The organism is Mameliella sp. MMSF_3455 (assembly GCF_030733205.1).
Taxonomy (GTDB): Bacteria; Pseudomonadota; Alphaproteobacteria; order Rhodobacterales; family Rhodobacteraceae; genus Antarctobacter.
Genome location: NZ_JASHJL010000013.1, coordinates 97851 through 119983, shown reverse-complemented (window position 1 = coordinate 119983; position 22133 = coordinate 97851). Strand labels below are relative to the sequence as shown.

General features: G+C 64.1%; 19 protein-coding genes. 8 read left to right on the top strand and 11 right to left on the bottom strand.

Features of this window, described 5'->3' with window-relative positions; genetic code table 11:
• Nucleotides 1–59 precede the first annotated feature (59 nt).
• The 7 genes from RBB42_RS11925 to RBB42_RS11895 all read right to left on the bottom strand — a co-directional run bounded on the left by RBB42_RS11925 (nt 60) and on the right by RBB42_RS11895 (nt 8920).
• The gene (locus RBB42_RS11925) at nt 60–1364 is read right to left on the bottom strand and encodes an ABC transporter substrate-binding protein (RefSeq protein WP_305967679.1); all 1305 of its coding nucleotides are present in this window, start codon (nt 1362–1364) and stop codon (nt 60–62) included.
• 116 nt (nt 1365–1480) lie between these two features.
• Nucleotides 1481–2512 (bottom strand): LacI family DNA-binding transcriptional regulator, encoded by a 1032-nt coding sequence (locus tag RBB42_RS11920; RefSeq protein WP_305967678.1) that lies wholly within the window; start codon nt 2510–2512, stop codon nt 1481–1483.
• Nucleotides 2513–2694: 182 nt separating this feature from the next.
• Nucleotides 2695–3900 carry an efflux RND transporter periplasmic adaptor subunit gene (locus RBB42_RS11915; protein WP_305967677.1) on the bottom strand — a complete coding sequence of 402 codons (1206 nt, stop codon included), beginning with the start codon at nt 3898–3900 and terminating at the stop codon, nt 2695–2697.
• A 4-nt stretch (nt 3901–3904) separates the two neighbouring features.
• The gene (locus RBB42_RS11910; protein WP_305967676.1) at nt 3905–6265 is read right to left on the bottom strand and encodes an ABC transporter permease; all 2361 of its coding nucleotides are present in this window, start codon (nt 6263–6265) and stop codon (nt 3905–3907) included.
• A 4-nt stretch (nt 6266–6269) separates the two neighbouring features.
• Nucleotides 6270–6998 carry an ABC transporter ATP-binding protein gene (locus RBB42_RS11905; RefSeq protein ID WP_305967675.1) on the bottom strand — a complete coding sequence of 243 codons (729 nt, stop codon included), beginning with the start codon at nt 6996–6998 and terminating at the stop codon, nt 6270–6272.
• Nucleotides 6999–7118: 120 nt separating this feature from the next.
• A complete protein-coding gene (locus tag RBB42_RS11900) occupies nt 7119–8207 on the bottom strand; it encodes a Gfo/Idh/MocA family protein (RefSeq protein WP_305967674.1) in 1089 nt (362 codons plus the stop codon).
• Complete coding sequence (locus RBB42_RS11895) at nt 8204–8920, bottom strand: GntR family transcriptional regulator (RefSeq protein WP_305967673.1); 717 nt, start codon at nt 8918–8920, stop codon at nt 8204–8206. Before RBB42_RS11895 ends, RBB42_RS11900 begins: the two co-directional genes overlap by 4 nt.
• A gap of 129 nt (nt 8921–9049) precedes the next feature.
• Here RBB42_RS11895 and RBB42_RS11890 point away from each other — a divergent pair, with 129 nt between their 5' ends.
• The 7 genes from RBB42_RS11890 (at nt 9050) to RBB42_RS11860 (ending at nt 15952) form a co-directional block, all read left to right on the top strand.
• Nucleotides 9050–10204, top strand: coding sequence for an LLM class flavin-dependent oxidoreductase (locus RBB42_RS11890; RefSeq protein WP_305967672.1), 1155 nt, complete (start codon nt 9050–9052; stop codon nt 10202–10204).
• The gene (locus tag RBB42_RS11885; protein ID WP_305967671.1) at nt 10204–11088 is read left to right on the top strand and encodes an aldo/keto reductase; all 885 of its coding nucleotides are present in this window, start codon (nt 10204–10206) and stop codon (nt 11086–11088) included. Before RBB42_RS11890 ends, RBB42_RS11885 begins: the two co-directional genes overlap by 1 nt.
• On the top strand, nt 11088–11597 hold the full coding sequence (locus RBB42_RS11880; RefSeq protein WP_371931724.1) for a flavin reductase family protein: 510 nt from the start codon (nt 11088–11090) through the stop codon (nt 11595–11597). Before RBB42_RS11885 ends, RBB42_RS11880 begins: the two co-directional genes overlap by 1 nt.
• Before the next feature lie 77 nt (nt 11598–11674).
• A complete protein-coding gene (locus RBB42_RS11875) occupies nt 11675–12271 on the top strand; it encodes a TRAP transporter small permease (RefSeq protein ID WP_305967670.1) in 597 nt (198 codons plus the stop codon).
• Between the two features lies 1 nt (nt 12272).
• Nucleotides 12273–13790 (top strand): TRAP transporter large permease, encoded by a 1518-nt coding sequence (locus tag RBB42_RS11870; RefSeq protein ID WP_305967669.1) that lies wholly within the window; start codon nt 12273–12275, stop codon nt 13788–13790.
• A 30-nt stretch (nt 13791–13820) separates the two neighbouring features.
• Nucleotides 13821–14879, top strand: a complete 1059-nt coding sequence (locus tag RBB42_RS11865) for a TRAP transporter substrate-binding protein (protein WP_305967668.1) — start codon at nt 13821–13823, stop codon at nt 14877–14879.
• Nucleotides 14880–15049: 170 nt separating this feature from the next.
• Complete coding sequence (locus RBB42_RS11860; RefSeq protein ID WP_305967667.1) at nt 15050–15952, top strand: diguanylate cyclase; 903 nt, start codon at nt 15050–15052, stop codon at nt 15950–15952.
• Here the strand turns inward: RBB42_RS11860 and RBB42_RS11855 are convergent.
• From RBB42_RS11855 to leuS, 4 genes are read right to left on the bottom strand one after another with little or no spacing between them, the layout of a single operon-like run.
• On the bottom strand, nt 15949–16536 hold the full coding sequence (locus RBB42_RS11855; protein WP_305967666.1) for a glutathione S-transferase family protein: 588 nt from the start codon (nt 16534–16536) through the stop codon (nt 15949–15951). The genes RBB42_RS11860 and RBB42_RS11855 overlap by 4 nt on opposite strands.
• Before the next feature lie 22 nt (nt 16537–16558).
• On the bottom strand, nt 16559–17584 hold the full coding sequence (gene holA / locus RBB42_RS11850) for a DNA polymerase III subunit delta (protein WP_305967665.1): 1026 nt from the start codon (nt 17582–17584) through the stop codon (nt 16559–16561).
• Nucleotides 17581–18048 carry an LPS assembly lipoprotein LptE gene (gene lptE / locus RBB42_RS11845; RefSeq protein WP_305967664.1) on the bottom strand — a complete coding sequence of 156 codons (468 nt, stop codon included), beginning with the start codon at nt 18046–18048 and terminating at the stop codon, nt 17581–17583. Before lptE ends, holA begins: the two co-directional genes overlap by 4 nt.
• A 7-nt stretch (nt 18049–18055) precedes the next feature.
• Nucleotides 18056–20611, bottom strand: a complete 2556-nt coding sequence (gene leuS / locus RBB42_RS11840) for a leucine--tRNA ligase (RefSeq protein ID WP_306043689.1) — start codon at nt 20609–20611, stop codon at nt 18056–18058.
• Between the two features lie 182 nt (nt 20612–20793).
• Here leuS and RBB42_RS11835 point away from each other — a divergent pair, with 182 nt between their 5' ends.
• Nucleotides 20794–22053 (top strand): glycosyltransferase, encoded by a 1260-nt coding sequence (locus tag RBB42_RS11835; RefSeq protein ID WP_305967662.1) that lies wholly within the window; start codon nt 20794–20796, stop codon nt 22051–22053.
• Nucleotides 22054–22133: the final 80 nt, after the last annotated feature.

Here is a 22133-nt window from a genome sequence, read left to right as displayed (position 1 = left end):
ATCTTGAAAAACAGGAACCGGAGGGCGGTTGCCCCCGCCCTCCGACCTGGGAGGATGCCTCAGTAACCTGCGGCTTCCATTGCGTCGAGCGTCAGAGCCTGCGCCTTTTCAAGCGCTTCGGCCACGGTCTGCTGACCGGCATAGACGGCCGAGAACTCCTGGCTGACGTCGGTGGCGATGCCCGCGAACTCGGGGATCGCAACGAACTGGACGCCGACATAGGGAACCGGATCGACCGTCGGGTCGTTCGGGTCGGCAGCCAGGATCGAGTCCAGCGTCATCTGGGCAAACGGCACCTTCTGGTACTCGGGGTTGTCATAGAGCGACTGACGCGCGCCCGGAGGCACGTTGGCCCAACCCTCGTTTGCAGCGACAAGCTCGATATATTCCTTCGAGGTCGCCCATTCGATGAACTGCTTGGCAGCCTCTTCCTTCTGGGTGCCCGCCGGGATCGCCAGCGCCCATGCCCAAAGCCAGTTGGCGCGCTTTTCGACACCTTCCTTGTTCGGCGCGAGGGCAAAGCCGACCTTGTCGGCAACGGTCGAGTCGTCCGGGTTGGTCACGAAGGAGGCCGCCACGGTGGCGTCGATCCACATGCCGCACTTGCCCTGCTGGAACAGCGACAGGTTCTCGTTGAACCCGTTGGTCGCGTAGCCCGGAGGGCCGTAGTTGTTCATCATGTCGACGAAGAAGGTCAGGGCCTCTTCCCACTCGGGCTGATCGAACTGGGGCGTCCAGTTCTCGTCGAACCAGCGGGCGCCGAACGAGTTGGCGGTCACGGTGATGAAGGCGCCGCCCTCACCCCAGCCGGCCTTGCCGCGCAGGCAGATGCCGTTGATGTCCTTCTCGCGGTCGGTCATCGCCGCTGCGGCCTCGCGGATGAACTCCCAGGTCGGGGCCTTGGGCATTTCCAGCCCGGCTTCCTGCATCAGGTCCGTGCGATACATGATCATCGAGCTTTCGCCGTAGAACGGAGCCGCGTAAAGCGTTCCGTCGTGCGACAGGCCCTGGCGCATCGCCGGCAGGATGTCGTCGGCATCGTAATCCGCCGACAGGTCGTCCAGCGGAACCAGCCAGCCGTTGGCGCCCCAGATCGGGGTCTCGTACATGCCGATGGTCATGATGTCGAAAGCACCACCCTTGGTGGTGATGTCTGTGGTCACTCGGGTACGAAGAGTGTTCTCTTCCAGTGTGACCCAGTTCACCTCGTGGCCGGTCTTGGCCGTGAAGTCATCCGTCAGCTTCTGCATACGGACCATGTCGCCGTTGTTCACGGTGGCAATGGTCAGAACTTCGGCGGAGAGCGCAGTCGCTGTCACCGACACGAGAGCGGAAGCCGCTAGAAACGCGCCTTTCAAAGTCATCCAAAATCCTCCCTTGGAGTGCTCTTTGCACATTAGGAAGATGCGGGATGAACCAGATTCGAGTCAATCAAAAACTTTACGGGAGTAAAATTATTTCTTGCCGCGGCGCAGAAAGTTCAGGCGGACTGACGCATCAAGAGCCGGCCATCGAACCGGATTTCGTCCCTGTTTTCAGCCCGTTGACCCTTCTCGATAAGCTTGAACAGGCGGTCCACGCTACACTCGGCGATTGCCGTGTAATCGTGGGACACCGTGGTCAGCGGCGGACAGGTAAAGCGTGAAAACGGATGATCGTCGTGCCCGGCAATGCGCATGGCCGTACCGGGCCCGCGCCCGACTCGCAGCCCCTTGGAATAGGCAGCGGCAAGCAAGCCGATTGCGAGTCGGTCATTGCTGCACAGGACAGTGTCCATCGGCAGCCTGTGCTGCTCGATCAACTTGATACCCTGCTCCATGCCGATCCGCTCGAAATCCCAGCCCTCGCCCTCGACTTGGATCAGATGCGGCTCATGCCCCAACCCCTCCATCACTTCGCAATAGGTTTGCCTGCGGCGATAGGCGTTCGGATTCGAAGGCGTGCGCATTTCGAAAAACGCTGGCGGACCGCCCGTGCGGCACAGGTATTCACATATCAGCGACGTGGCCTGAGAATTGTCGTGACCGACAAATGCCTCACCTATTCCACTGATATTACTGTCAAAAAGAACCGTCGGAACGGATTTGGAAAAAGCCTCGAGCGCCCGCCGGTCAGAGGCACGACCCAAGGGCGCCAACAGGACACCCGCTGGCTTGATCGCGCGCAGGCTCTCAAGGTTCTCGACCTCCTGCTGCGTGCCCCCGTGCGAGCTCAACAGGATGGTCCGGAACCCGGCGCCGCTGACCAGAAGCTCCAGCTTGCGGGCAAATTCGGCAAAAACTGGGTCGGCCAGATAAGGAACGACGATCCCGATGTTCTTGGTCAGCTTGCGGTTCTGGTTGATGGCAAAGATGTTGGGGCGATAGTCGTACTGCTCCAACGCGGTTTCGATCCGTGCTCGGGTGGATTTCCGCACACTGTCCGGATCGTGGAAGTACTTGGACACGGTTGGGCGCGAGATCCCGCTGACCTCGGCGAATTCCTCCATATTGCGGATCTTTCGACCGGCCATACCCCCTGATCTCCCTTACGGCATCGGACTGCGCGCGCCCGTCACGCCCAGGGCAAAACTTAACGCGCGCAATGTTACAAGATTGAGCGCACTGCGCGCATCCGTCAAGAATAAGTTGTACGCGCGTCAAATCACAAGCCCCGACAGGAGCTTATTCGCGCGGGGCCGCCGGATGCACGAGCCTATTGCCAGTCGCGTTCGACCACCTCGATCCCGTCCGCCACCGTGTCAGGTGGATGCAGGATCACCCGGTCCCCCGCCCTGACGCCTGCCAGAACCTCGGCGCTGCGCCCGTCGCGGCGGCCGATTTCGATCGCCGTCTCCCGCGCGATGCCATCAGCCAGGACATAGGTAAACCATTGCCCTTCAAGCCGAAAGATGGCCGAGAGCGGAATCAGCAGCGCATCCTCGGTGCGCCACTCCTCGATCCGGACAAAGACCGAAAAAGCCTGTCCCAGCCCCGCGCGTATCTCGGGTGGAGACGTGAAATCCAGCACCGCATCCACGCGCTGCTCCTCGATCCCCAGGGCAGAGACAACAGTGCGCGCCGCCGGTTCGATCAGCCTCAGTTCCGCCGCCAAGGCGCCCTCGCCGCCCCAACGGTCCACCTGCGCAGGGGCGCCCGGCGCCAGCCGCGTCGCCTGAGAGGACAAGAGATCGACGACGATTTCCAGGTCTTCCGGATCGCCGATGCTGAGCAGCGGCGCACCCGCCACCACGGGCCGCGCGCTTTCCCCCTCGACCGACAGGACGACCCCGTCAGCTGGCGCCAGGATCGGCAGGCAGCAATCGCCCTCCCCCGGGTCCTGTTCGGGGTCCACCAGCACTGCCTGCGCGCTTTCCAACGCCGCCCGCGACATCGCAAGACGCGCATCGGCGGACAACTTGTCGGCCTCGGCCAGCTGCAACTGCTGCGCCGCCGTCTCTAGCGCAGTGAGCGAGGCCGTGCCCCGGTCCGCGAGCGCCTTGGCGCGATTGTACTGCGACTGGGCATAAGCGCGCTGCGCCTCTGTCCGGGCCACCTCGGCCTCTGCGAATTTCACACTGGCCTCGGCTTCGTGCAGGGCTGCCACCGCCTGCGCCCGGCTGCGCGCATCCAAAAGCGTCGGCACGGCGGGCTGCACCTGTGCAACCACCGTCACCCCCTTCGCCACCGGATCGCCCACCGCAACCGGCAGGCGCAGTACCGTGCCCGCGATGGGAGAGGAGACCTCATAGACCTCGCGGATTCGCGTCTTGCCGTCAGCATCCACCGTGACGCTCAGCGCGCCGCGCGCCAATGGCGCGGTGTCCACCGGGATCGGATCGGTTCGGAAGGCGGTGATCGCCAGCCCGCCCACAAGGGCGAGGCCGACGGCCGAAAGTCCTATGGTACGCAGGGACCACATGTCCTCACTCCCTTGTTTTCATGACGGCGATCAGGTCAAGACGTCCCAGACGGCGCGCCACCAGCGCCACCGAGACCGCCGCAGCGCCCAGCACGATCAGGCTGGCCCGGGCAAAGGTGGCCGGTTCCAGCACCAGCGGAATGGCATAGAGATCGCTGGTGAAGCCCTCGGTCATCAACCGCGCCACGCCGTAGCCGATCACCCAGCCCACCGGCTGCGCCAAGGTCGCAAGCAACAAGACTTCGCCGGCGAGGATATAGGCCACCTCGCCCTTGCCAAAACCCAGGATGCGCAGGCAGGCCAGTTCTCGCGCCCGTTCCGACAGCTGAACCCGGGCCGCGTTGTAGGCGACGCCGACGGTGATGATCATGCCAAGGATGCCGTAGACGGTGGTGGCAATCAGGATGTTCTGGCTCAGCGTCTCCATGAAGCTGCGGCGGTTCTCGGTCATGTTGATGGTGCCCATCAGCCGGGGGACATCCTTGATCCGCTCCTGAAAGGCCTCCGCCGCCTGCGGGTCGGCCAGCGTCACGTTGACATTGGACACCCTCGGGCTTTGCCGGAACATGGCGTTCAGCGTGTCATGGGAGAAATAGGCGCCCAGGCCAAAGAACTGGGTGACGATGCCGGCGACGGGCACCTCGAAGGTCTCGCGCCGCCCGCTCTCGAAGCTGACGGTCAGCGTCTCGCCCACCTTGATGTGCAGCGCAGCGGCCAACCGGTCCGACAGAAGGATGCCGAAAGGGTCGGGCGTGATCACCTGCCCGTTGCCATCCACCACCCGCGCCAGATCCGCCGCATTGGCCACGGTCGAGACCGGAACCTGTTTCTCGTAGGAGCCGTAGATCAGGCGGGCGGCGTGGTACTGCTGCGGCTCCACCTGCAGGACGCCAGGCAACCGCCTGACCTCTTCCAGAGCAGTGTCGGGCGCGTCCGGGTCGAACAGCAACAGCATGTCCTGCCGGTTCGACTGGTAAAAGGCGGTGTCGATGATCTCGTCCATGGCGTCGGGAAAGAAATTCGAGGCCACCAGCACGGAAACCGCCAGCGCCATTCCCAGCATGGTCATTCCGGCGCGCAGCGGCCATCGCAGCAGGCTGCGCAGAATCATCCGCGTCGGCTGGCCCAGCCGCAGCAGATCGGCCAGCCGGTCAAGCGTCGAGCCATGAAAACTCGGCGGGGCCGGCGGGGCCATCGCCACTGCCGGCGCCAGCCTTGCGGCGCGCATGGCGCTGTTCAGCGCCCCCGCGCTGGTCGCCGCCAGCCCCAGCATTGCCGAAAGCGCATAGATGCTGAGCGGCACGCCGAAGACGAGAAAAGGAAAGTCGAAATACTTGGCGTAAAGCTGTGACATGGCCTGCGCCAGCCAGGACCCCGCGCCCCAACCGATGCCGACTCCAAGAAAGGCGATCAGCGCCGCCAGCATCAGGTAATGCAGCCCGATTTCCCAGTTGGTGTAGCCCACCGCCTTCATCAGGCCGATCTCGGACCGTTCCAGCTGCACGATCCGGCCCATGACCATGTTCACCAGAAAGACGGTGATCCCCAGGAAGACCGGCGGCAGGACCCAGGCCATCACCTCCAGCGACTGGATCTCCGCATCAAGGAAGGCGTTCGACTGCTGCGCATCGCGCCCCACCGGCGTGGCCGCGCCGTAAGGGTCCAGCAAGGCCTTTACCGCGTCCTTGACCGGCTCCAACGGCGTGCGCGGCAGAACGGACAACGCCACGGTGTTGAAGGCCCCCGCCATGCCGAATCCGGCATCCAGCACCTCGGCCTGCATCCACAGGATGCCGAAGGTCTCGTTCTGCGGCATCAGGGCGCCGGGGCCGATGGTATAGACGAATTCGGGCGACAAGGCGGTGCCAGTGATCGTCACCGCGCGCTTGCGTCCGTTCAGGTTGACCGAGATCCTGTCGCCCGGGACGAACCCGTTGGCCTCTGCAAAGGGTTCGTTGACCACCGCCTCGCCCGCGCTTTCGGGCCAGCGCCCCCGGCGCAGCAGCGGCACGTTCAACAGCGGCTCGCCCATTTCGGGGCGCGAGATCAGCAGCCCGGTGGCCGGTTTCGCCCGCCCGGGAATATCGAGGATCGCGTAGGACCGGACCTGTGTCTCCACCTGCGCCACGCCCTCGATGTCGCGCAGTTGCGCGATCAGGCTGTCGGGCGCACGGCGGGCCGAGGCAAAAACGTGAGCAAATCGGTTGCTGTCGTAGTAGGCGCTGCGGGTCTCATTCAGGGCGCGGCTCATGCCCACCGACATGATGATGACAGCGATGCCCGCAGCCAGCACAAGGGCGATCGCCACACCCTGCACCCAGAGCCTGCGAAAGTCGCGGAACAGCTTGAGATCCATCGCCTGCATGCGCTCACCAATGGATCTCGGTTGCGGCAAGGCGGCTGTCGTTTTCCTCGATCCGGTCAATGCGCCCGTCTTGGAAGCGGATCACCCGGTGCGCCATCAGCCGGATGGCGGCGTTGTGGGTGATCACCGCCGTGGTGGTGCCGAATTCGTCGTTGATCCGCTGCAGCGTCGACAGGACCTGCGTGCCTGTGTGACTGTCCAGCGCGCCGGTCGGCTCATCGCACAACAACACGTCGGGCCGTTTCGCAATGGCCCGCGCGATGGCGACACGCTGCTGCTCCCCGCCGGACATCTGTGCCGGGAAATGATCCATCCGATGGCCAAGCCCCACCAGTTCCAGCGCCTCGGCGGGTTTCATCGGGTGTTTCGCCACATCCGTGACCAGTTGCACGTTCTCGCGCGCGTTCAGCGAGGGGACAAGGTTGTAGAACTGGAAGACAAATCCGACGTGGTCGCGCCGATAGCGGGTCAATTGCCGGTCGCTGGCGCGGGTCAACTCCGTCTCACGGAACCAGAATCGCCCGCCGCTGGGCCGGTCCAGCCCTCCGAGAATGTTGAGCAGGGTCGACTTGCCAGAGCCTGACGGCCCCAGCAGCACGGTCAGTTCCGACCCGTATAACTCAAGGTCCACACCCGCGAGCGCATGTACCTGCACCTCGCCGGTGGCATAGGTCTTGGTCAGACCCTGGGTACGAAACACCACCTCGCGGGTCCTGTCCTCGAATCGTGCCATGAGCCTCTCCGCGTGTCCCGTGCAAACTGCGCGGGACGCGTCATTGGCGTCATGATCCGTATCAAGGTCTGGCAAAAAATCCTGCCAGACGGCAACGCGGTGCCCGTTGCAATGCCGCCGCTACAGCAGCACCGCCTGCCCGGTCCGCGCGCTTTCCTGCGCTGCCAGCCCGATCCGCACGGCGGCCATGCCGTCGGACAGCGTCACCTCAGGCTCTCCCTCGCCACGCACCACGGCGTTGAACCCTTCATGCTGGTAGAAGGTCGACCCGTTGTGATCGCCCGCGGCCAGCAACTCGGCCTCCACCGGCACCTCGATCACGCGCGGCCCCTTGGGCACGCGCGGAGAGACGATGACCTGAGGCACCGGCGCCTCGCCCAGATGCCCGGGCCAGAACCGTCCCGGTCCGGGCACCAGCGCCTCGATCTTGCCACGGGGGCCAACGGCGCAGATCTCTTCCTGGTAGCGCGATCCTTCGGCGAACATGCAGAGTTCCAGCATCGCCCGCGCGCCGCCCGCGAAATCGAGGATCACATAGCCGTTGTCCCAAATGTCCGGCGCGCGCCCGTCATAGGTTTCATCCTTGTGGTTCACCGCCTGCCCGGCGCTGGCCATGACGCGCACAGGCTCGTCCCGCAGGATCAGACGCATGAGATCGAAGAAATGACAGCACTTCTCGACAAGGGTGCCGCCGCTGCGCGCGTTGAACCGGTTCCAGGCGCCAACCTTGGGCAGAAAGGGGAAACGGTGTTCGCGGATCGACAACATGGAAATCCCGCCCGTCGCCTCGGTCACCTCCTGGCGCAACAATGCCACGGGCGGCATGTAGCGATATTCCATCGCCACCCAGACCGGCGCCGGATAGCTGCGCGCGAACTCGGCCAGGAAAGCCTCGTCTTCCGGCGTGGTATACAGCGGCTTTTCGCAAAGAACCGGCAACGGACGCGCCGCCGCGATCTGGCGCAACTGCGGGACGTGGCAATCGTTCGGGCTGACCACCACCAGAGCGTCGAGTCCCTCAAGCGCCAGCAACTCGTCCAGCGTGGCGCAGACCTGTGCGCCACCCGCCAGGTCTGCGGCGCTCTGCGCCAGGTCCGTGACCGGGTCAAAGACCGCGACCACCCTGCCCTGGGGCAAGAGGTTGATGTTCTGGATATGCTCGCGGCCCATCATGCCACAGCCGATCACGCCATATCTGACCACACTCATCCCCTGCCGATCCTGTTGATATAAGTGACGGTTTCCGCGTCGAACCATGTGCGCGAGTATTCGACCGGCGCACCAGACTTTTCCCAGGCGATACGCTCGACATAGCCCGCGGTATCGCCCGCCCGGGGTGGAAACCGGGTGTCGCGCCATTCGGGCACCGGCGCAAAGCCGACCCTGTCCTCTGCCGAAAGGATCACCAGCCCCAACCGCTCTCGGTAGAACAGGTACAGCGATTCCAGAACGTCCTCGGCCGCGACACGGGCCGCCTGCGCCCCGTCCAGCCAGATCTCTTCCATGGCCGCCGGTACGCCGCCCAGGAACCGCAGCCGTCGAAACCGCCACCCTTCGGCAGAAGGTCCGAAAGCTGGCGCATCTGCCGGCTTCGCCAACCGCTCGACTCCCAAAAGCTCCGCTGTCGGCAACCCGCCCCCGGCCTTCAGCTCCAGCCGCAGCATGGAATAGATCGAAGCGACGCCGTCACGCGCGCGAACATAATTGCCAGAGCCCTGAACACGGTCCAGCAACCCCTTGTTGGCCAGCGCCTCCAGCGCCTTGCGCAACGTGCCGACCGCAATGCCCAGCTGTTCGGCCATCTCGCGTTCCGGCGGCAACCGCGCACCATCAGCCAACCGCCCCGACGCAATGTCACGGATCAGCATCTCGCTGATCTGGGCGTGCTTGGGCAACGCCGCCGAGCTTCTTCCCCGGGCCAAGACGATCTCCTCCCGCCGCGGTCCTGTTCGTGTCGCGGCAAAATTAATACACTATTGATGCATGAAATTCCGGATGCTACGCAAGAAGAAATCGACGCCGAATCCGGCGCACTTCCGGGAGGCCCTGAAATGACCGTCGTGCCCGTCACATCCCCAGATCTCGATGCGTCCGAGGTCAGCTGGTTCTCGGCGCTCTGCTCCGACGACTACCGCTACCTCGGCGTGCCCGAAGGCGATCTGCGGTCTTCCTTCGAGCATTGCCGCGACATCGTGCTGGAGGCGGAAAAGCAGGGCTTTCGCAACATCCTCGCGCCTTCTTCCTATCAGGTCGGGCAGGACACGCTGAGCTTTGTTGCGGGCATGGCGCCTTTGACCGACCGGATCAACATGCTGGCCGCCATCCGCTGTGGCGAGATGCACCCGATCATGCTGGCCCGTACGGTCGCCACGCTGGATCACATGATGAAGGGACGGCTGACCCTGAATGTGATCTCGTCGGATTTCCCCGGAGAAAAGGCCGAAAGCGCCTTTCGCTACCAACGCTCGCGCGAGGTGGTGCAGATCCTGAAACAGGCCTGGACGCAGGACGAGATCAATTTCCAAGGCGAGGTCTACAATTTCGAAGGTCTGACCTCCGATCCCGCGAAACCCTACCAGACCGGCGGTCCGCTGCTGTATTTTGGCGGCTACTCGCCCCCGGCGCTGGACCTCTGCGGCGAACACTGCGACGTCTACCTGATGTGGCCGGAACCCAAGGACCAGCTTGCCCAACGCATGAAAGACGTGAACGCCGTCGCCGAACGCTATGGGCGGACACTGGACTACGGGCTGCGCGTACACATGATCGTCCGCGACACAGAGGCCGAGGCACGGGAATACGCCGAAAGCCTGGTGTCGAAACTGGACGACGAATACGGACGCCTGATCCGCGACCGCGCCCATGACAGCGGCAGCCTGGGTGTGTCCCACCAGTCGCGCGCGCGCGAACTGGCCGACCAGTTCGGTTTTGTCGAGCCGCACCTCTGGACCGGGATCGGGCGCGCGCGGTCGGGCTGTGGCGCGGCGCTGGTGGGGTCCGCCGACCAGATCCTGAGCGAGATCGAGGAATACCGCAAGATGGGCATTCGCGCCTTCATCTTTTCCGGCTATCCGCACATTGACGAATGCCAGCATTTCGGCAAGTTGGTAATGCCGGAGCTGAAAACCTGTTCGCTGCCGCATGAATACGGCCGCGTCCCCGATGAAACCCCGGCAACGCCCCTTGGCGTAGGAGAGCGCAAGTAATGGACCGCGTAGATCTTCAAGAGGGGCTGAGCCTCAGCCGCATCGTTTATGGCATGTGGCGCCTTGGCGACGATGCCGTGACCGCGCCGGATCATGTCCGCAACAAGATCGCCGCCTGCCTCGACCAGGGCATCACCACGATGGATCAGGCGGACATCTACGGCGGCTACATGGCCGAAGAGATCCTGGGCGCGGCGCTGACACCGGACCTGCGCAAACAGATCGAGATCGTCACGAAATGCGACATCGTGGCCCCAGTGGGCCGCTACGCGGATGCGCCGGTGAAATACTATGATACCAGCCGCGCGCATATCATGGCATCGGTCGATCACTCGCTCAGACTCATGGGCATCAACGAGATCGACCTGCTGCTGATCCATCGCCCCGATCCGCTGATGGATCACCGCGAAACGGGCGAGACGCTGGATGAACTGGTGGGGTCCGGCAAGGTGCGCGCCGTGGGCGTGTCGAACTACAAGCTGCACGACTGGACCCTGCTGCAGTCGGCGATGAAAACGCCGCTGGTGACCAATCAGATCGAGCTCAGCCTGTCGGCGCATCAGGGCTTTACCAATGGCGACGTGGCCTTCCTGCAGGAACGCGGCATTCCGCCGATGGCCTGGTCGCCGCTGGGTGGCGGCGCGTTGATGACAGAGGATACCCCACTGGCGCAGGTCATGGACCTGGTGGCGGATGATTTCCTCGTTGACCGGGCTGCGGTGGCCGTGGCCTGGCTGCTGGCGCATCCGGCGGGCATCCTGCCAGTCATGGGCACCAACACGATCGAGCGGATCAAGGCGTTTTCCAAGGCCCTCGACATCCAGATGACCCGCGAACTCTGGTTCGAGCTATACACCGCTGCGCTGGGTCACGAGGTGCCCTGATGGACGGGGACCTGAGCCACTCCATGCAGACATTCGACCCGGCCGAAGACAGCCGTGCCTTTCGCGAGGCGCTTGGCAGCTTTGCCACCGGCGTGACGGTGGTGACGGCGCAGGGGTCCGAAGGTCCGGTGGGCATCACCGCCTCCAGCTTTGCCAGCGTCTCGCTGGATCCGCCGCTGGTGCTGTGGTCGCCCCAGAAATCCTCGCGCCGCTTTCCGCTGTTTCGCGATGCGCGCCACTACGCGATCCATGTGCTCGACGGCCACCAGCAGGAAATCTGCACCGCGTTCACCCGCGAAGCCAACGCCTTTCACGCCTGCGACTGGGTCGAAGACACCAACGGCGTGCCGCAGATCGCCGGTTGCCTCGCCCGCTACGATTGCACGCAAGAGATCACCCATGACGCGGGCGATCACATCATCATCATTGGCCGCGTGACCAGCGCGGCCTTCCGGCCCGGCCTGCCCCTGCTGTTCCAGGGCGGCCGGTTCGTCAGCCTCAAGGGCTGAAACCGCAGGGACCGGGGCACCCAAGATCCCGGCCTGAACAACAAGGGGCAAAAAGCCCCGCCAATGGGAGGAGCGCCATGCCGGTGCTGCTGACACTGCTTTGGCCGCTCGAACGGCTGAACACCGGTCTGCTTGCCGTGGGCCGCGTCATCGCGGTGCTTGCGCTGGCGGTGATGGTCTGCCTGATCCTCGGTCAGATATTTTGGCGGTACGTCCTGAATGACGCCCCAAACTGGACAGAAGAGGCGGCCCGCTTCGGAATGCTCTGGCTGGTGGGCCTTATGGCACCGTTGGCCTACCGGCAAGGCGGCTTCGTCGCCATCGACCTCGTCGAACGCGCCCTGCCCCGGATCATCGCCGTGGTCTTGTCGCTGGTGCTCTTGGGGATCTCGCTCTGGGTGCTGGTGATCGCCTGGGACAAGGGGCTGAACAACCATGTCGACAGCCTCTCGGGGCGCGGCTGTTCCTCGTCGCTGCGCTGGCCCTTCGGGATCGAGATCGGCAAGTGCAAGGCAAAGTTCGCCAACCAGTACCAGTACGCCGCGCTCTGGGTCGGGGTGAACCTGTTGATCCTCGTCAACGTCGAGCTGATCCTGCGGCAGGTCATCACCCTACTGGGCGGCGGCGACCGGTTGAAACCGCTGCACCATGACTCGATGGCGGGGGCCGACTGACATGCTGATCTGGTTTCTGCCCGTCTTCCTGGTGCTCATCCTGATCGGCCTTCCGGTGGTCTTTGCCTTGCTCGCCGCACCCTTTGGCCTGTTGGTGATGGACGATCAGAGCCGTCAGCTCTCGGTTCTCTACCGCAACCTCTACAACGGCATGGACAGCTTTCCGCTGATGGCGCTGCCCTTCTTCATGCTGGCGGGCGAGATCATGAACCGCGGCGGCATCACCATCCGCCTGGTCGAGTTCTCACAGGCCATCATGGGCCACCTGCGCGGCGGGTTGGCCCAGGTCAACATCCTGTCCTCGATCCTCTTCGCGGGCCTGTCGGGGTCAGCGGTGGCGGACACCTCGGCGCTGGGGTCGACCCTGATCCCGGCGATGGAAAAGAACGGATATTCCCGCCGCTTCGCCGCCGCCATCACCGCCGCCTCATCCGTCATCGGCCCAATCATCCCGCCCTCGGGGATCATGATCATCTATGCCTATGTCATGGGGGAATCCGTCGCCGCGCTGTTCTTGGCAGGCATCGTACCGGGCATCCTGGTGGGTGTCGGCCTGATGGTCATGGTCCGCCTCATGGCCGACCGCTACGACCTGCCCAAGGCCGAACGCATCGTGGCTCCGGGCCAGACGATCAGCACAACGGAATACTGGGTCAGCCTCATCCTCGTGCGGATCAACCTTGCCGGGCTGTTCTACGCCGTCGCCGCGGCGATCCCGGGCAATCCGGGCGGCTGGTCGGTCTATCTTGCCATGCTGGTCCCGGCGCATTTCCTGCTGATGTACTGGCGCCGCTCGGTCAGCCATGATTTCCGCATCGTCTGCAAAAAGGCCGTCGCCCCCCTGCAGACCCCGATCATCATTCTCGGCGGCATCCTCATCGGCGTCATGACCCCGACAGAGGCCAGCGCCGTGGCCGTGGCCTACGCGCTGGTGGTCAGCTTCGTCGTGCTGCGGTCCATGACCCTGCGCGACCTCTACCAGGTGCTGGCCCGCTCGGCGCTGTCCACATCCGCCGTGCTGCTGCTGGTCGGCGCGGCGGTCTCCTTCAAGACCGTGGTCTCGCTCAGCCACGCGCCCCAGATCCTGACGGACATCATCCTGGGCCTGTCGGAAAACCCGCTGATCCTGCTGTTCCTCATCAACATCCTGTTGTTCATCGTGGGCATGTTCCTCGATGCCGGCCCGGCGATCATCATCCTCGGCCCGATCCTTGGCCCGATCTTTGTCGAACTCGGCGTTCACCCGGTGCATTTCGCCATCATCATGAGTGTGAACCTGACCGTGGGCCTGGCCACGCCGCCGATGGGGCTGGTGCTGTTCGTCGCCTCCACGGTCAGCCGTGAGCGGGTGGAAACCATCGCCCGCGCGATCCTGCCCTTCCTCGCGGTGGAAATTCTCGTGATCTTCCTGATCACCTATTTCCCTCCGATCTCGATGACCGTGCCCTATCTCACAGATTTCATCCGATGCCCGGCCGATGCAGGCTTCATGGCCTGTATCAGCCCGGAACCAAGGTAAAGACAGACGACAGCATACGGGAGGTACAACATGCTGAAACAGTTTTTCACCGCAGCGGCCTTTGCCGCCGCCACGCTGACCGGGGGCGCCGCGCTGGCGCAGGACCCGATCAAGCTGGTCGCCACCGCCAACTCGAACGAAGCGGACGAGGATTACGCCGGCCTGATCGTCTTCAAGGACTTCGTCGAGGCCGCGTCGAACGGCGCGATTGAAGTCGAGATCTACATGGGCACGCAGCTCTGCTCGACTGGGGCGGAATGCATCGAAGGCGTGGCCGAGGGCTCGATCGACATCTACATCTCCACCTCCGGCGGCGCGGCGGGGATCTTTCCCTATGTCCAGGTTCTGGACCTGCCTTACCTGATGGCCAATGACCGCGTGGCCGAACACGTCCTGTCGGGCGACTTCGTCCGCACCATGCGGGACATGGCGCTGGAGGACAGCGACAACACCGTGCGCCTGATGACCATCGGCAACACCGGCGGTTGGCGGAACTTCGCAAATACCCAGCGCCGCATCACCTCGCCCGCCGACATGGAAGGGCTGAAGATCCGGACCGTCGTGGCCGACCTGCCGCAGGAACTGGTCAAGGCACTTGGCGCTGCGCCGACGCCGATCCCGTGGCCCGAGCTTTTCACCTCGTTCCAGACCGGCGTGGTCGACGGGTCCAAGAACGGCATCACCGACATCATGGGTATGAAGTTCCCTGATGCGGGCTTGCAGTACATCACCCTGGACGGGCACGCCTATATGGGCGCGCTGTGGTGGATGAACAACGAGAAGTTCCTGAACATGGACCCGGCGATGAAGCGCGTCGTGGTTGATGGCTTCTACGCTCTGCAACAGGCCACCTTTGCCGCCCCCAAACGCGGCGCGATCCAGGCCTATGCCGATTTCGTCGAAGGCGGCGGTGACATTTACGTCCCCTCGCCCGAGGAAAAGGCCGCCTTTGCCGAGGCCGCCAAGCCGGTGCAGGACTGGTTCCGCGAAAACGTGGAAGGTGGCGACAGGATTCTCGATGCACTGATCGAAGCGGTCGAAAAGGCAGAGGCCGACCTTCAAGCCGCCTATGATGCCGACCTGAACTGATCGGCCATCCGGGCAAGACGCGGGCCGGGCAGGCAAAGCCCGGCCCGTTTTGCGTTGAGGACCCACGCGGTTCGCCGTCTATTTGTCCCGAGGCGTTCGGCCCGGAAGCAGTAACCTGCCGTTAACATTTATTTACGATATTTATTAAAAGAACTCGCAAGGTACGTTTCATGGTTTTCTATCTCTGGCTCAACCGCCTGTTTCCCAACAGCTTCACAGCAAAGGTGTTTTTCGTGGCCTTCATCGGCACCCACGTGCCTTTGATCGCGGCGGTCGTTTATGCGCTGGTGCGCAGCGGCGGCCTGGCGGTGCATCTGGATGTGCTTGGCCTGTTGCTGGCCGCAACGCTGGTCGGCTGCGGTGCGACGCTGGCTGGTCTCTGGGCTTTGCTCGCCCCGACACGCCGCATTCGGGCCACGCTGACCGCCATAGAACGGGGCGAGGAGCGCCCGCCGCTGCGCGAGGACATCCGGGACGAGATGGGCCTGCTGATGCGGGGCACCAATGGAATGGCCGCCAGCATCGAACGCCGGCAGGCCGAGGCGCAGGTCGCCATTCTGACCGACCCGCTGACCGGGGTCGCCAATCGGCGCGGATTTGACGCGCATGTTCCGGACACCGGCACCGGGGCCGTCGTCTTCATCGACCTCGACCATTTCAAGCGGATCAACGACACGCTGGGCCATGTCGCCGGCGACGAGGTGCTGAAGGAAACCACCCGCGCAATACAGGGCGAGTTGCGCCAGCGCGACGTGCTGGCCCGTTTCGGCGGCGAGGAATTCGTGATCTGGCTGCCCGAGGCGGGTTCGGAGGATGCCTGGCGGGTGGGCGAACGGATCCGCGCTGTCATCGCCGACTCGTTGAACGTCAACGGACAGCCGGTGACCGCCTCCGTGGGGCTGGCCGCAGGCGAAGGGCACACGGCGATCAAGGCGCTGCTGAAACGGGCGGACGGGGCCCTATACGCAGCCAAGGGCAGCGGCCGCAACAAGGTGGCCGAGAGTGTCGCGGGCGCTTCGGACAACGACCGGTTCGTGTTTGCAACCGCGCCCCTGCAACAGGCGGCAAGCTAGGCCCCGGCGGCAACCCGAAAGGCCGGACGCGCATGCAAACGCGAGAGATAGTCCGAAAAGGCCGTGCCCCCGTCGGGAAATTTCGCCACCTGTGCCCACGTCCCGCAATGGCCGAGGAGGATGTCCGGCACCAATGGCGCGGTGCCCATTAGATAGGGCCCTTCGGCCTCTTCCATGATGCGGGCAATGTTGCGGCTATATTCCGCCGCGCAGGCCGGCTTGACCGCGGGGACACGCTCTGCCTCGGGCAGGACAAACGTGTGCTTGGACGCGGTCCAGAGCAGCGATTCCACCTCGTCCAGGATGCGGAACGTCCAGGCGTCCTGCCGCGCGCGCGGGATCGTGCCAGCCGGGTGGGTGAACCCGCCATGCTTGTCCGCGAGATAGGTCAGGATCGCGGTGGAATCGCGCAACACGGCGTCCCCGTCGATAAGCACCGGGATCTTGCCCAACGGGCTGACCTTGCGGATCTCATCCGACTGCGGACCGGCGGGCACATGCGAATAGGCGAGTCCGAGTTCCTGCAGCAGCCAGAGAACCCGGAAGGTCCGACTGCGCACCGCCCCGTAGACCGTATACGTCATCTGCTCTACTCCCCTGTCGCGCTCAGCGTCGGCCAAGATAGGCAAGCCGGACAAAGGCACGCTCGACCAGCGCCATCTGCGGCGCTTTCTGACCGGCGGAGCGCAGCGAAAGATCGGTATCCATCAACAGTTTCAGCGCCTCTTCCAGCCGCGCGGACGACCAGCCTTGCGCCTGGCGCAGCATCCTGTCACGGCGCTGACCGAAGATCGGCGGACGCAGCTTGCCTATGCCCTGCGCCGGGCCGCCCGGCGCCGAGGCGATGGTGAACAGCGTCCGAAAATGCCGCATCCCCATGATCAGCAGGGTCACCGGCGCCACGCCCTGCGCCGTCAGCCGCTGCATGACCGGCGCAATGTCACCGGTGCGGCCTTCGGCAAGGACGTGAAAGATCTCGTCCATCTGGGCCTCGATCGAAGCAGGCGCATTCAGCGTGACCTCGTCCGGGGTCAAGGGCGCCTCGTCGCCAAACTTGTAGAGCGCGATCTTTTCCAGTGTCTGACGAAAATCCCCCGGCGTCAGGTCGCGCGCAAGATGTTCCAGCGCCCCCATCGCCTCGCGGTCGATGCTCTTGAGACCGGCACGGGCCAGTTCCGCCTCGATCTCTGCACGGCCCATCGGATCGTTGTAAAGCGCCGCCGCATAAGCATTTTTCGCGCCTTCGAACAACTTGCGCAAGGACGAGCGTGCCGTCAGTTGCCCGGCGGTCGCGATGATCTGCGCGTCACCTTCACGCCAGTCACCCAGCGCGGATTTCATCGCCGCGCTGATGCCGTCAGCGGCCTCTTCGACCAGCACGGCGCGCGGACCCGGAAAAAAGCCCTGCGCCTTGACCGCGTCCAGCAATTGCGCCGGATCGCGGCGCAGATCGCCGCCCACCAGTCGGGTCAGCCGCATCTCGGCCTCGCCCTGTGGGCCGACGATGGCGGCGACGACCTCCTGTCGTTTCATCGCCACGCGCATCACGTCCTCGCCATAGATCAGCAAGCCCGCAATGCCCGGATCGGGCTTGCGGAAAAACGCATTCGCATCGCGCGGCGAAAGTTTCATGAAGCGGTGATGCCGGAAAGCAGCAGGTCGTCGATCACCTGATCCGCCAACAGGATCATCAGGCGTTCCATCGCGTCGGTTTCCGCCGCGCGGGTCGCTACGGTCGAGCCTGTGCTGGAGTAGCCGGTAAAGGCATTGGTCCGTCCCTGCAGCAAGGTCTTGGCCGTTCCGGCCTCGACCAGCGTGTAGAAGACACGACCGATCAGGCGGTAGCGCGTCGTCGTCCCGGCCGAGGTCGACCCCATGTCCTGCTCATCGGTCTGGATGCGGATATCCAGCCGGTAGGGGGCCGTCGGGCCGCCGCGGCCCAACCGCTCTTCGAACCGGCTGTTGAAGTGATAGCCCTTGCTGTCGTTCGGGTCCGGCAGCGCCACCGCGTTCAGCAATGCGCCGCCGCCGCCCTGCGGTCCGTAGACCGGGGTGAACCCGCAGGCGCCGAGGGCTGTCGCCCCCAGCAGGATCATTCGCCTGTCATACAACCACATTCACGATCCGCCCCGGCACCACGATCAGCTTTTTCGGCTGACCCCCGTCGAGGGCCCGCACCACAGCTTCGTGTGCCAGCGCCAGCTTTTCAACCTCTTCCTTGGGCAGATCCTTGGGCACCTCGATCTCGCCCCGGCGCTTGCCGTTGACCTGGATCGGCAGGGTCACCGTGTCCTCGACAAGCAGCGCTTCGTCGGCCTTGGGCCAGGGGGCCTCGGCGATCAGCCCCTCGCCGCCAAGCATCTGCCAGATTTCCTCTGACAGGTGCGGCGTCATGGGCGACATGAGTTGCGCCAGCGTCCTGGCCGCGAAGGTCTTGGTTTCCTTGCCCGCACGTGATTTCGACAGCGCGTTGGTAAAGGCATAGAGGCGCGCGATGGCCGCGTTGAAGCCAAAGCTTTCGACACCCACGGTAACGTCATGGATGCACTTGTGCGTCTCTTTCAGCAGAGCGGCATCCTCAGCGGTCGCGAGCGCCTCGCTGGCGGCAATCTCGGCGGCGATGCGATAGACCCGGCCAAGGTGCTTGTTGGCAGCCTCGGCGCCGGAGGCGGTCCATTCCACGTCACGTTCGGGCGGGCTGTCGGACAGGACAAACCAGCGCGCGGTGTCGGCCCCGTAGGTGGCGATGATGTTCATCGGGTCCACCACGTTGCTCTTGGACTTGGACATCTTGGCCGAGGGGATGATCTCGACCTCGGTGCCGTCCGCCAGATAGCCCTTGTCGCCTTCGAGCCGCACGTCTTCCGGGTAGTGATACACCGGACGACCGTTTTCATCGCGCGTCTGGTAGATCGCGTGCGTGACCATGCCCTGCGTGAACAGCGCGTTGAAAGGTTCGGCGGCGCTCTCTGGCAGGTGGCCGCATTCGATCATCGCCCGTGCGAAGAAGCGCGAGTAGAGCAGGTGCAGGATCGCGTGCTCGATGCCGCCGATGTACTGGTCGACGTTCATCCAGTAGGCGGCTTCCTCCATGTCCGTCGGCGTTTCCGCGCGGGGGGCGGTGAAGCGGGCGAAATACCACGACGAATCGACGAAAGTGTCCATCGTGTCGGTTTCACGCTTGGCCGGCTTGCCGCAGGACGGGCAGGCACAGTCGCGCCACGTCGGATGGCGGTCGAGCGGGTTGCCGGGGATGTCGAAACTGACATCATCGGGCAATTCGATCGGCAGGTTTTCCTTTTTCTCGGGCACCACTCCGCAATCGTCACAATGGACGACCGGGATCGGACAGCCCCAGTAACGCTGGCGCGACAGGCCCCAGTCGCGCAGGCGGAATTTCTCGACGTCCTTGCCCAGTCCCTTGCCTTCCATGAAGTCGATGGTGGCCTCGATGGCCTCATCTCCCGTCGCCTCGTCAAGACCCGCGAAATGGTTGATCCACTTCACCTTTTCCGTCTTGGGCGGCACAAAGGCCTCGGTCTCGACCGGCTTGGGATCGTCGAGTGCCACAAAGGTATCGATCACCGGCAGGTCGTACTTGCGGCAGAAATCGAGGTCGCGTTGGTCATGCGCCGGGCAGGCAAAGATCGCGCCGGTGCCGTAATCCATCAGGATGAAATTCGCGACCCAGACAGGGATCTCCCAATTGGGATCAAGCGGGTGCTTGACCGTCAGCCCGGTGTCGTAGCCCAGCTTTTCGGCCTTCTCCAGCGCCTCGGCGGTGGTGCCGCCCTTGCGCATTTCGGCCACGGCGGCAGCCAGTTCCGGGTTGTCCTTTTCCAACGCCTTGACCAGCGGGTGATCGGGCGAAACGCCAAGGAACGAGGCCCCCAACAGCGTGTCGGGGCGGGTGGTATAGACCTCGAGGCTGTCGAACCCATGCGTGGGCGTGCCCAGCTGCCACGAGAACTGCAGGCCGCGCGATTTACCGATCCAGTTCTGCTGCATCAGCTTGACCTTGGCGGGCCATTCGTCCAGCCCGTCGATGGCGTCCAGAAGCTCTCCGGCCATGTCGGAAATCTTGAAAAACCACTGCGTCAGCTCGCGCCGCTCGACCTCGGCTCCGGACCGCCAGCCCTTGCCGTCGATGACCTGTTCGTTGGCCAGCACGGTCATGTCGACCGGGTCCCAGTTCACCACCGCGTTCTTGCGGTAGACAAAGCCCTTTTCGAGGAAGTCCAGGAACAGCGCCTGCTGCTGGCCGTAATATTCAGGGTCGCAGGTGGCGAACATCCGCGACCAGTCAAGGCCAAAGCCCAGCGGCTTCATCTGGCCGACCATCGTGTCGATATTGTCGTAGGTCCAGGTCTTGGGGTGTCCGCCGGACTTCATCGCGGCGTTTTCCGCCGGCATCCCGAAGGCATCGAACCCCATGGGATGCAGGACGTTGTGCCCGGTCGACAGCTTGTAGCGCGCGATCACGTCGCCCATCGTGTAGTTGCGGACGTGGCCGATGTGGATGCGTCCCGAGGGGTACGGGAACATCTCCAGCACGTAGTACTTCGGCTTGTCGCCGGTGCGGCGCGCCTTGAAGGTCTCGGCCTGATCCCAGGCCTCTTGCCATTTCGGCTCGATCGTAGCGGGGTCGTAACGCGACATATGTCTCTCTCCGGCGGGCGGCTGTTGGGGGCGGGTGATAGGGCGCCGAGACGTCGAGGTCCAGTGCCCGCGCAAGATGGGTCGGGGTGCAGCCTTCCGAATGCGGGCGATTCCCTTTTCCGCCCCTGCCGTCTAGGATGGCCGCACAGGCTGCCCAGCAGAGGCCGCAAGAGGACGCGCAGATGAAGATTCTCCTGATTCACCAGAACTTTCCGGGCCAGTACAAGCATCTCGCCCCCGCGCTTGCCGCGCAGGGGCATCAGGTTGTCGCGCTGACCTGCAAGGTGAAGGAGGCGCAGACCTGGCAGGGCGTCCGCATCATTCCCTACGAGATCAAGGGCGCATCGACCAAGGGCATCCACCCCTGGCTGGCGGATTTCGAAACCAAGATCCTGCGCGGCACTTCCTGCTACCGGGGGGCCCTGGGCCTGAAGGAACAGGGGTTCGAGCCGGACGTGATCTGCGCGCACCACGGCTGGGGCGAAAGCATGTTCCTCAAGGACGTCTGGCCCAATGCCCGGCTTGGCCTCTATTGCGAGCTCTACCACCTGACCACGCATCCTTTCGTGGATTTCGATCCGGAATTCCCCAGCAAGAACCCGGCTGGCGACAAGCTGCGAATCCGGATGAAAAACCTCAACAACCGGCTGCACGAAGAGGTCATGGACGCCGGGATCTCTCCCACCCGGTTCCAGGCGGCGACCTTTCCCGATCACTGGCAGGACCGGCTGACCGTGGCGCATGACGGGATCGACACCGACCTCGTGCGCCCGAATCCGGGTGCACGGCTGGAGATCGAGGGCGGCCCGACGCTGACCCGCGACGACGAGGTCATCACCTTCATCAACCGCAATCTCGAACCCTATCGCGGCTACCACGTCTTCATGCGCGCCCTGCCCGAACTGCTCAAGCGCCGCAAGGATGCGCATGTGGTGATGCTGGGCGGCGACGGCACCTCCTACGGATCGAAATCGCCACAGGGAAAGACGTGGAAGCAGATCTTCATCGACGAAGTGCGCGGACGTATCCCCACGCCGCACTGGAACCGTGTGCATTTCCTGGGCCGCGTGCCCTACGACCGCTTCCTGGCGATGATGCAGGTCAGCCGGGTGCACGTCTACCTGACCTACCCTTTCGTCCTGTCCTGGTCCTTGCTGGAAGCGATGAGCGCCGAGGCCGCGATTGTGGCCAGTGACACCGCGCCGGTGCGAGAGGTCATGACCGAAGGCGAAACCGGCCTGATGGTGGATTTCTTCGACCGCGCCGCGCTGGTGGACAGGATCGACGCCCTGCTGGACGATCCTGACACGCGCGCGCGCCTGGGATCGAATGCGCGGGCGCTGGTGCGGGAACAGTACGATCTGCAAGGCGTCTGCCTGCCCCAACACCTTGACTGGGTGCAGAAGCTTGGAGAGCTGCCCGCGCGGCCGCCACGCGACTGAACACGGAAACCTGACTGCTACCGGCTTAAAATTCCAAGGGAAAAGGCCGGCACCCGAAGGTCCGGCCCTATACTCGGTGG

Bases quoted from the DNA above. Each gene is read 5' to 3' on its own strand.
- RBB42_RS11925 (WP_305967679.1), bottom strand. From the start codon at position 1,364: ATGACTTTGAAAGGCGCGTTTCTAGCGGCTTCCGCTCTCGTGTCGGTG.
- RBB42_RS11920 (WP_305967678.1), bottom strand. From the start codon at position 2,512: ATGGCCGGTCGAAAGATCCGCAATATGGAGGAATTCGCCGAGGTCAGC.
- RBB42_RS11915 (WP_305967677.1), bottom strand. From the start codon at position 3,900: ATGTGGTCCCTGCGTACCATAGGACTTTCGGCCGTCGGCCTCGCCCTT.
- RBB42_RS11910 (WP_305967676.1), bottom strand. From the start codon at position 6,265: ATGCAGGCGATGGATCTCAAGCTGTTCCGCGACTTTCGCAGGCTCTGG.
- RBB42_RS11905 (WP_305967675.1), bottom strand. From the start codon at position 6,998: ATGGCACGATTCGAGGACAGGACCCGCGAGGTGGTGTTTCGTACCCAG.
- RBB42_RS11900 (WP_305967674.1), bottom strand. From the start codon at position 8,207: ATGAGTGTGGTCAGATATGGCGTGATCGGCTGTGGCATGATGGGCCGC.
- RBB42_RS11890 (WP_305967672.1), top strand. From the start codon at position 9,050: ATGACCGTCGTGCCCGTCACATCCCCAGATCTCGATGCGTCCGAGGTC.
- RBB42_RS11885 (WP_305967671.1), top strand. From the start codon at position 10,204: ATGGACCGCGTAGATCTTCAAGAGGGGCTGAGCCTCAGCCGCATCGTT.
- RBB42_RS11880 (WP_371931724.1), top strand. From the start codon at position 11,088: ATGGACGGGGACCTGAGCCACTCCATGCAGACATTCGACCCGGCCGAA.
- RBB42_RS11875 (WP_305967670.1), top strand. From the start codon at position 11,675: ATGCCGGTGCTGCTGACACTGCTTTGGCCGCTCGAACGGCTGAACACC.
- RBB42_RS11870 (WP_305967669.1), top strand. From the start codon at position 12,273: ATGCTGATCTGGTTTCTGCCCGTCTTCCTGGTGCTCATCCTGATCGGC.
- RBB42_RS11865 (WP_305967668.1), top strand. From the start codon at position 13,821: ATGCTGAAACAGTTTTTCACCGCAGCGGCCTTTGCCGCCGCCACGCTG.
- RBB42_RS11860 (WP_305967667.1), top strand. From the start codon at position 15,050: ATGGTTTTCTATCTCTGGCTCAACCGCCTGTTTCCCAACAGCTTCACA.
- RBB42_RS11855 (WP_305967666.1), bottom strand. From the start codon at position 16,536: ATGACGTATACGGTCTACGGGGCGGTGCGCAGTCGGACCTTCCGGGTT.
- holA (WP_305967665.1), bottom strand. From the start codon at position 17,584: ATGAAACTTTCGCCGCGCGATGCGAATGCGTTTTTCCGCAAGCCCGAT.
- lptE (WP_305967664.1), bottom strand. From the start codon at position 18,048: ATGATCCTGCTGGGGGCGACAGCCCTCGGCGCCTGCGGGTTCACCCCG.
- leuS (WP_306043689.1), bottom strand. From the start codon at position 20,611: ATGTCGCGTTACGACCCCGCTACGATCGAGCCGAAATGGCAAGAGGCC.
- RBB42_RS11835 (WP_305967662.1), top strand. From the start codon at position 20,794: ATGAAGATTCTCCTGATTCACCAGAACTTTCCGGGCCAGTACAAGCAT.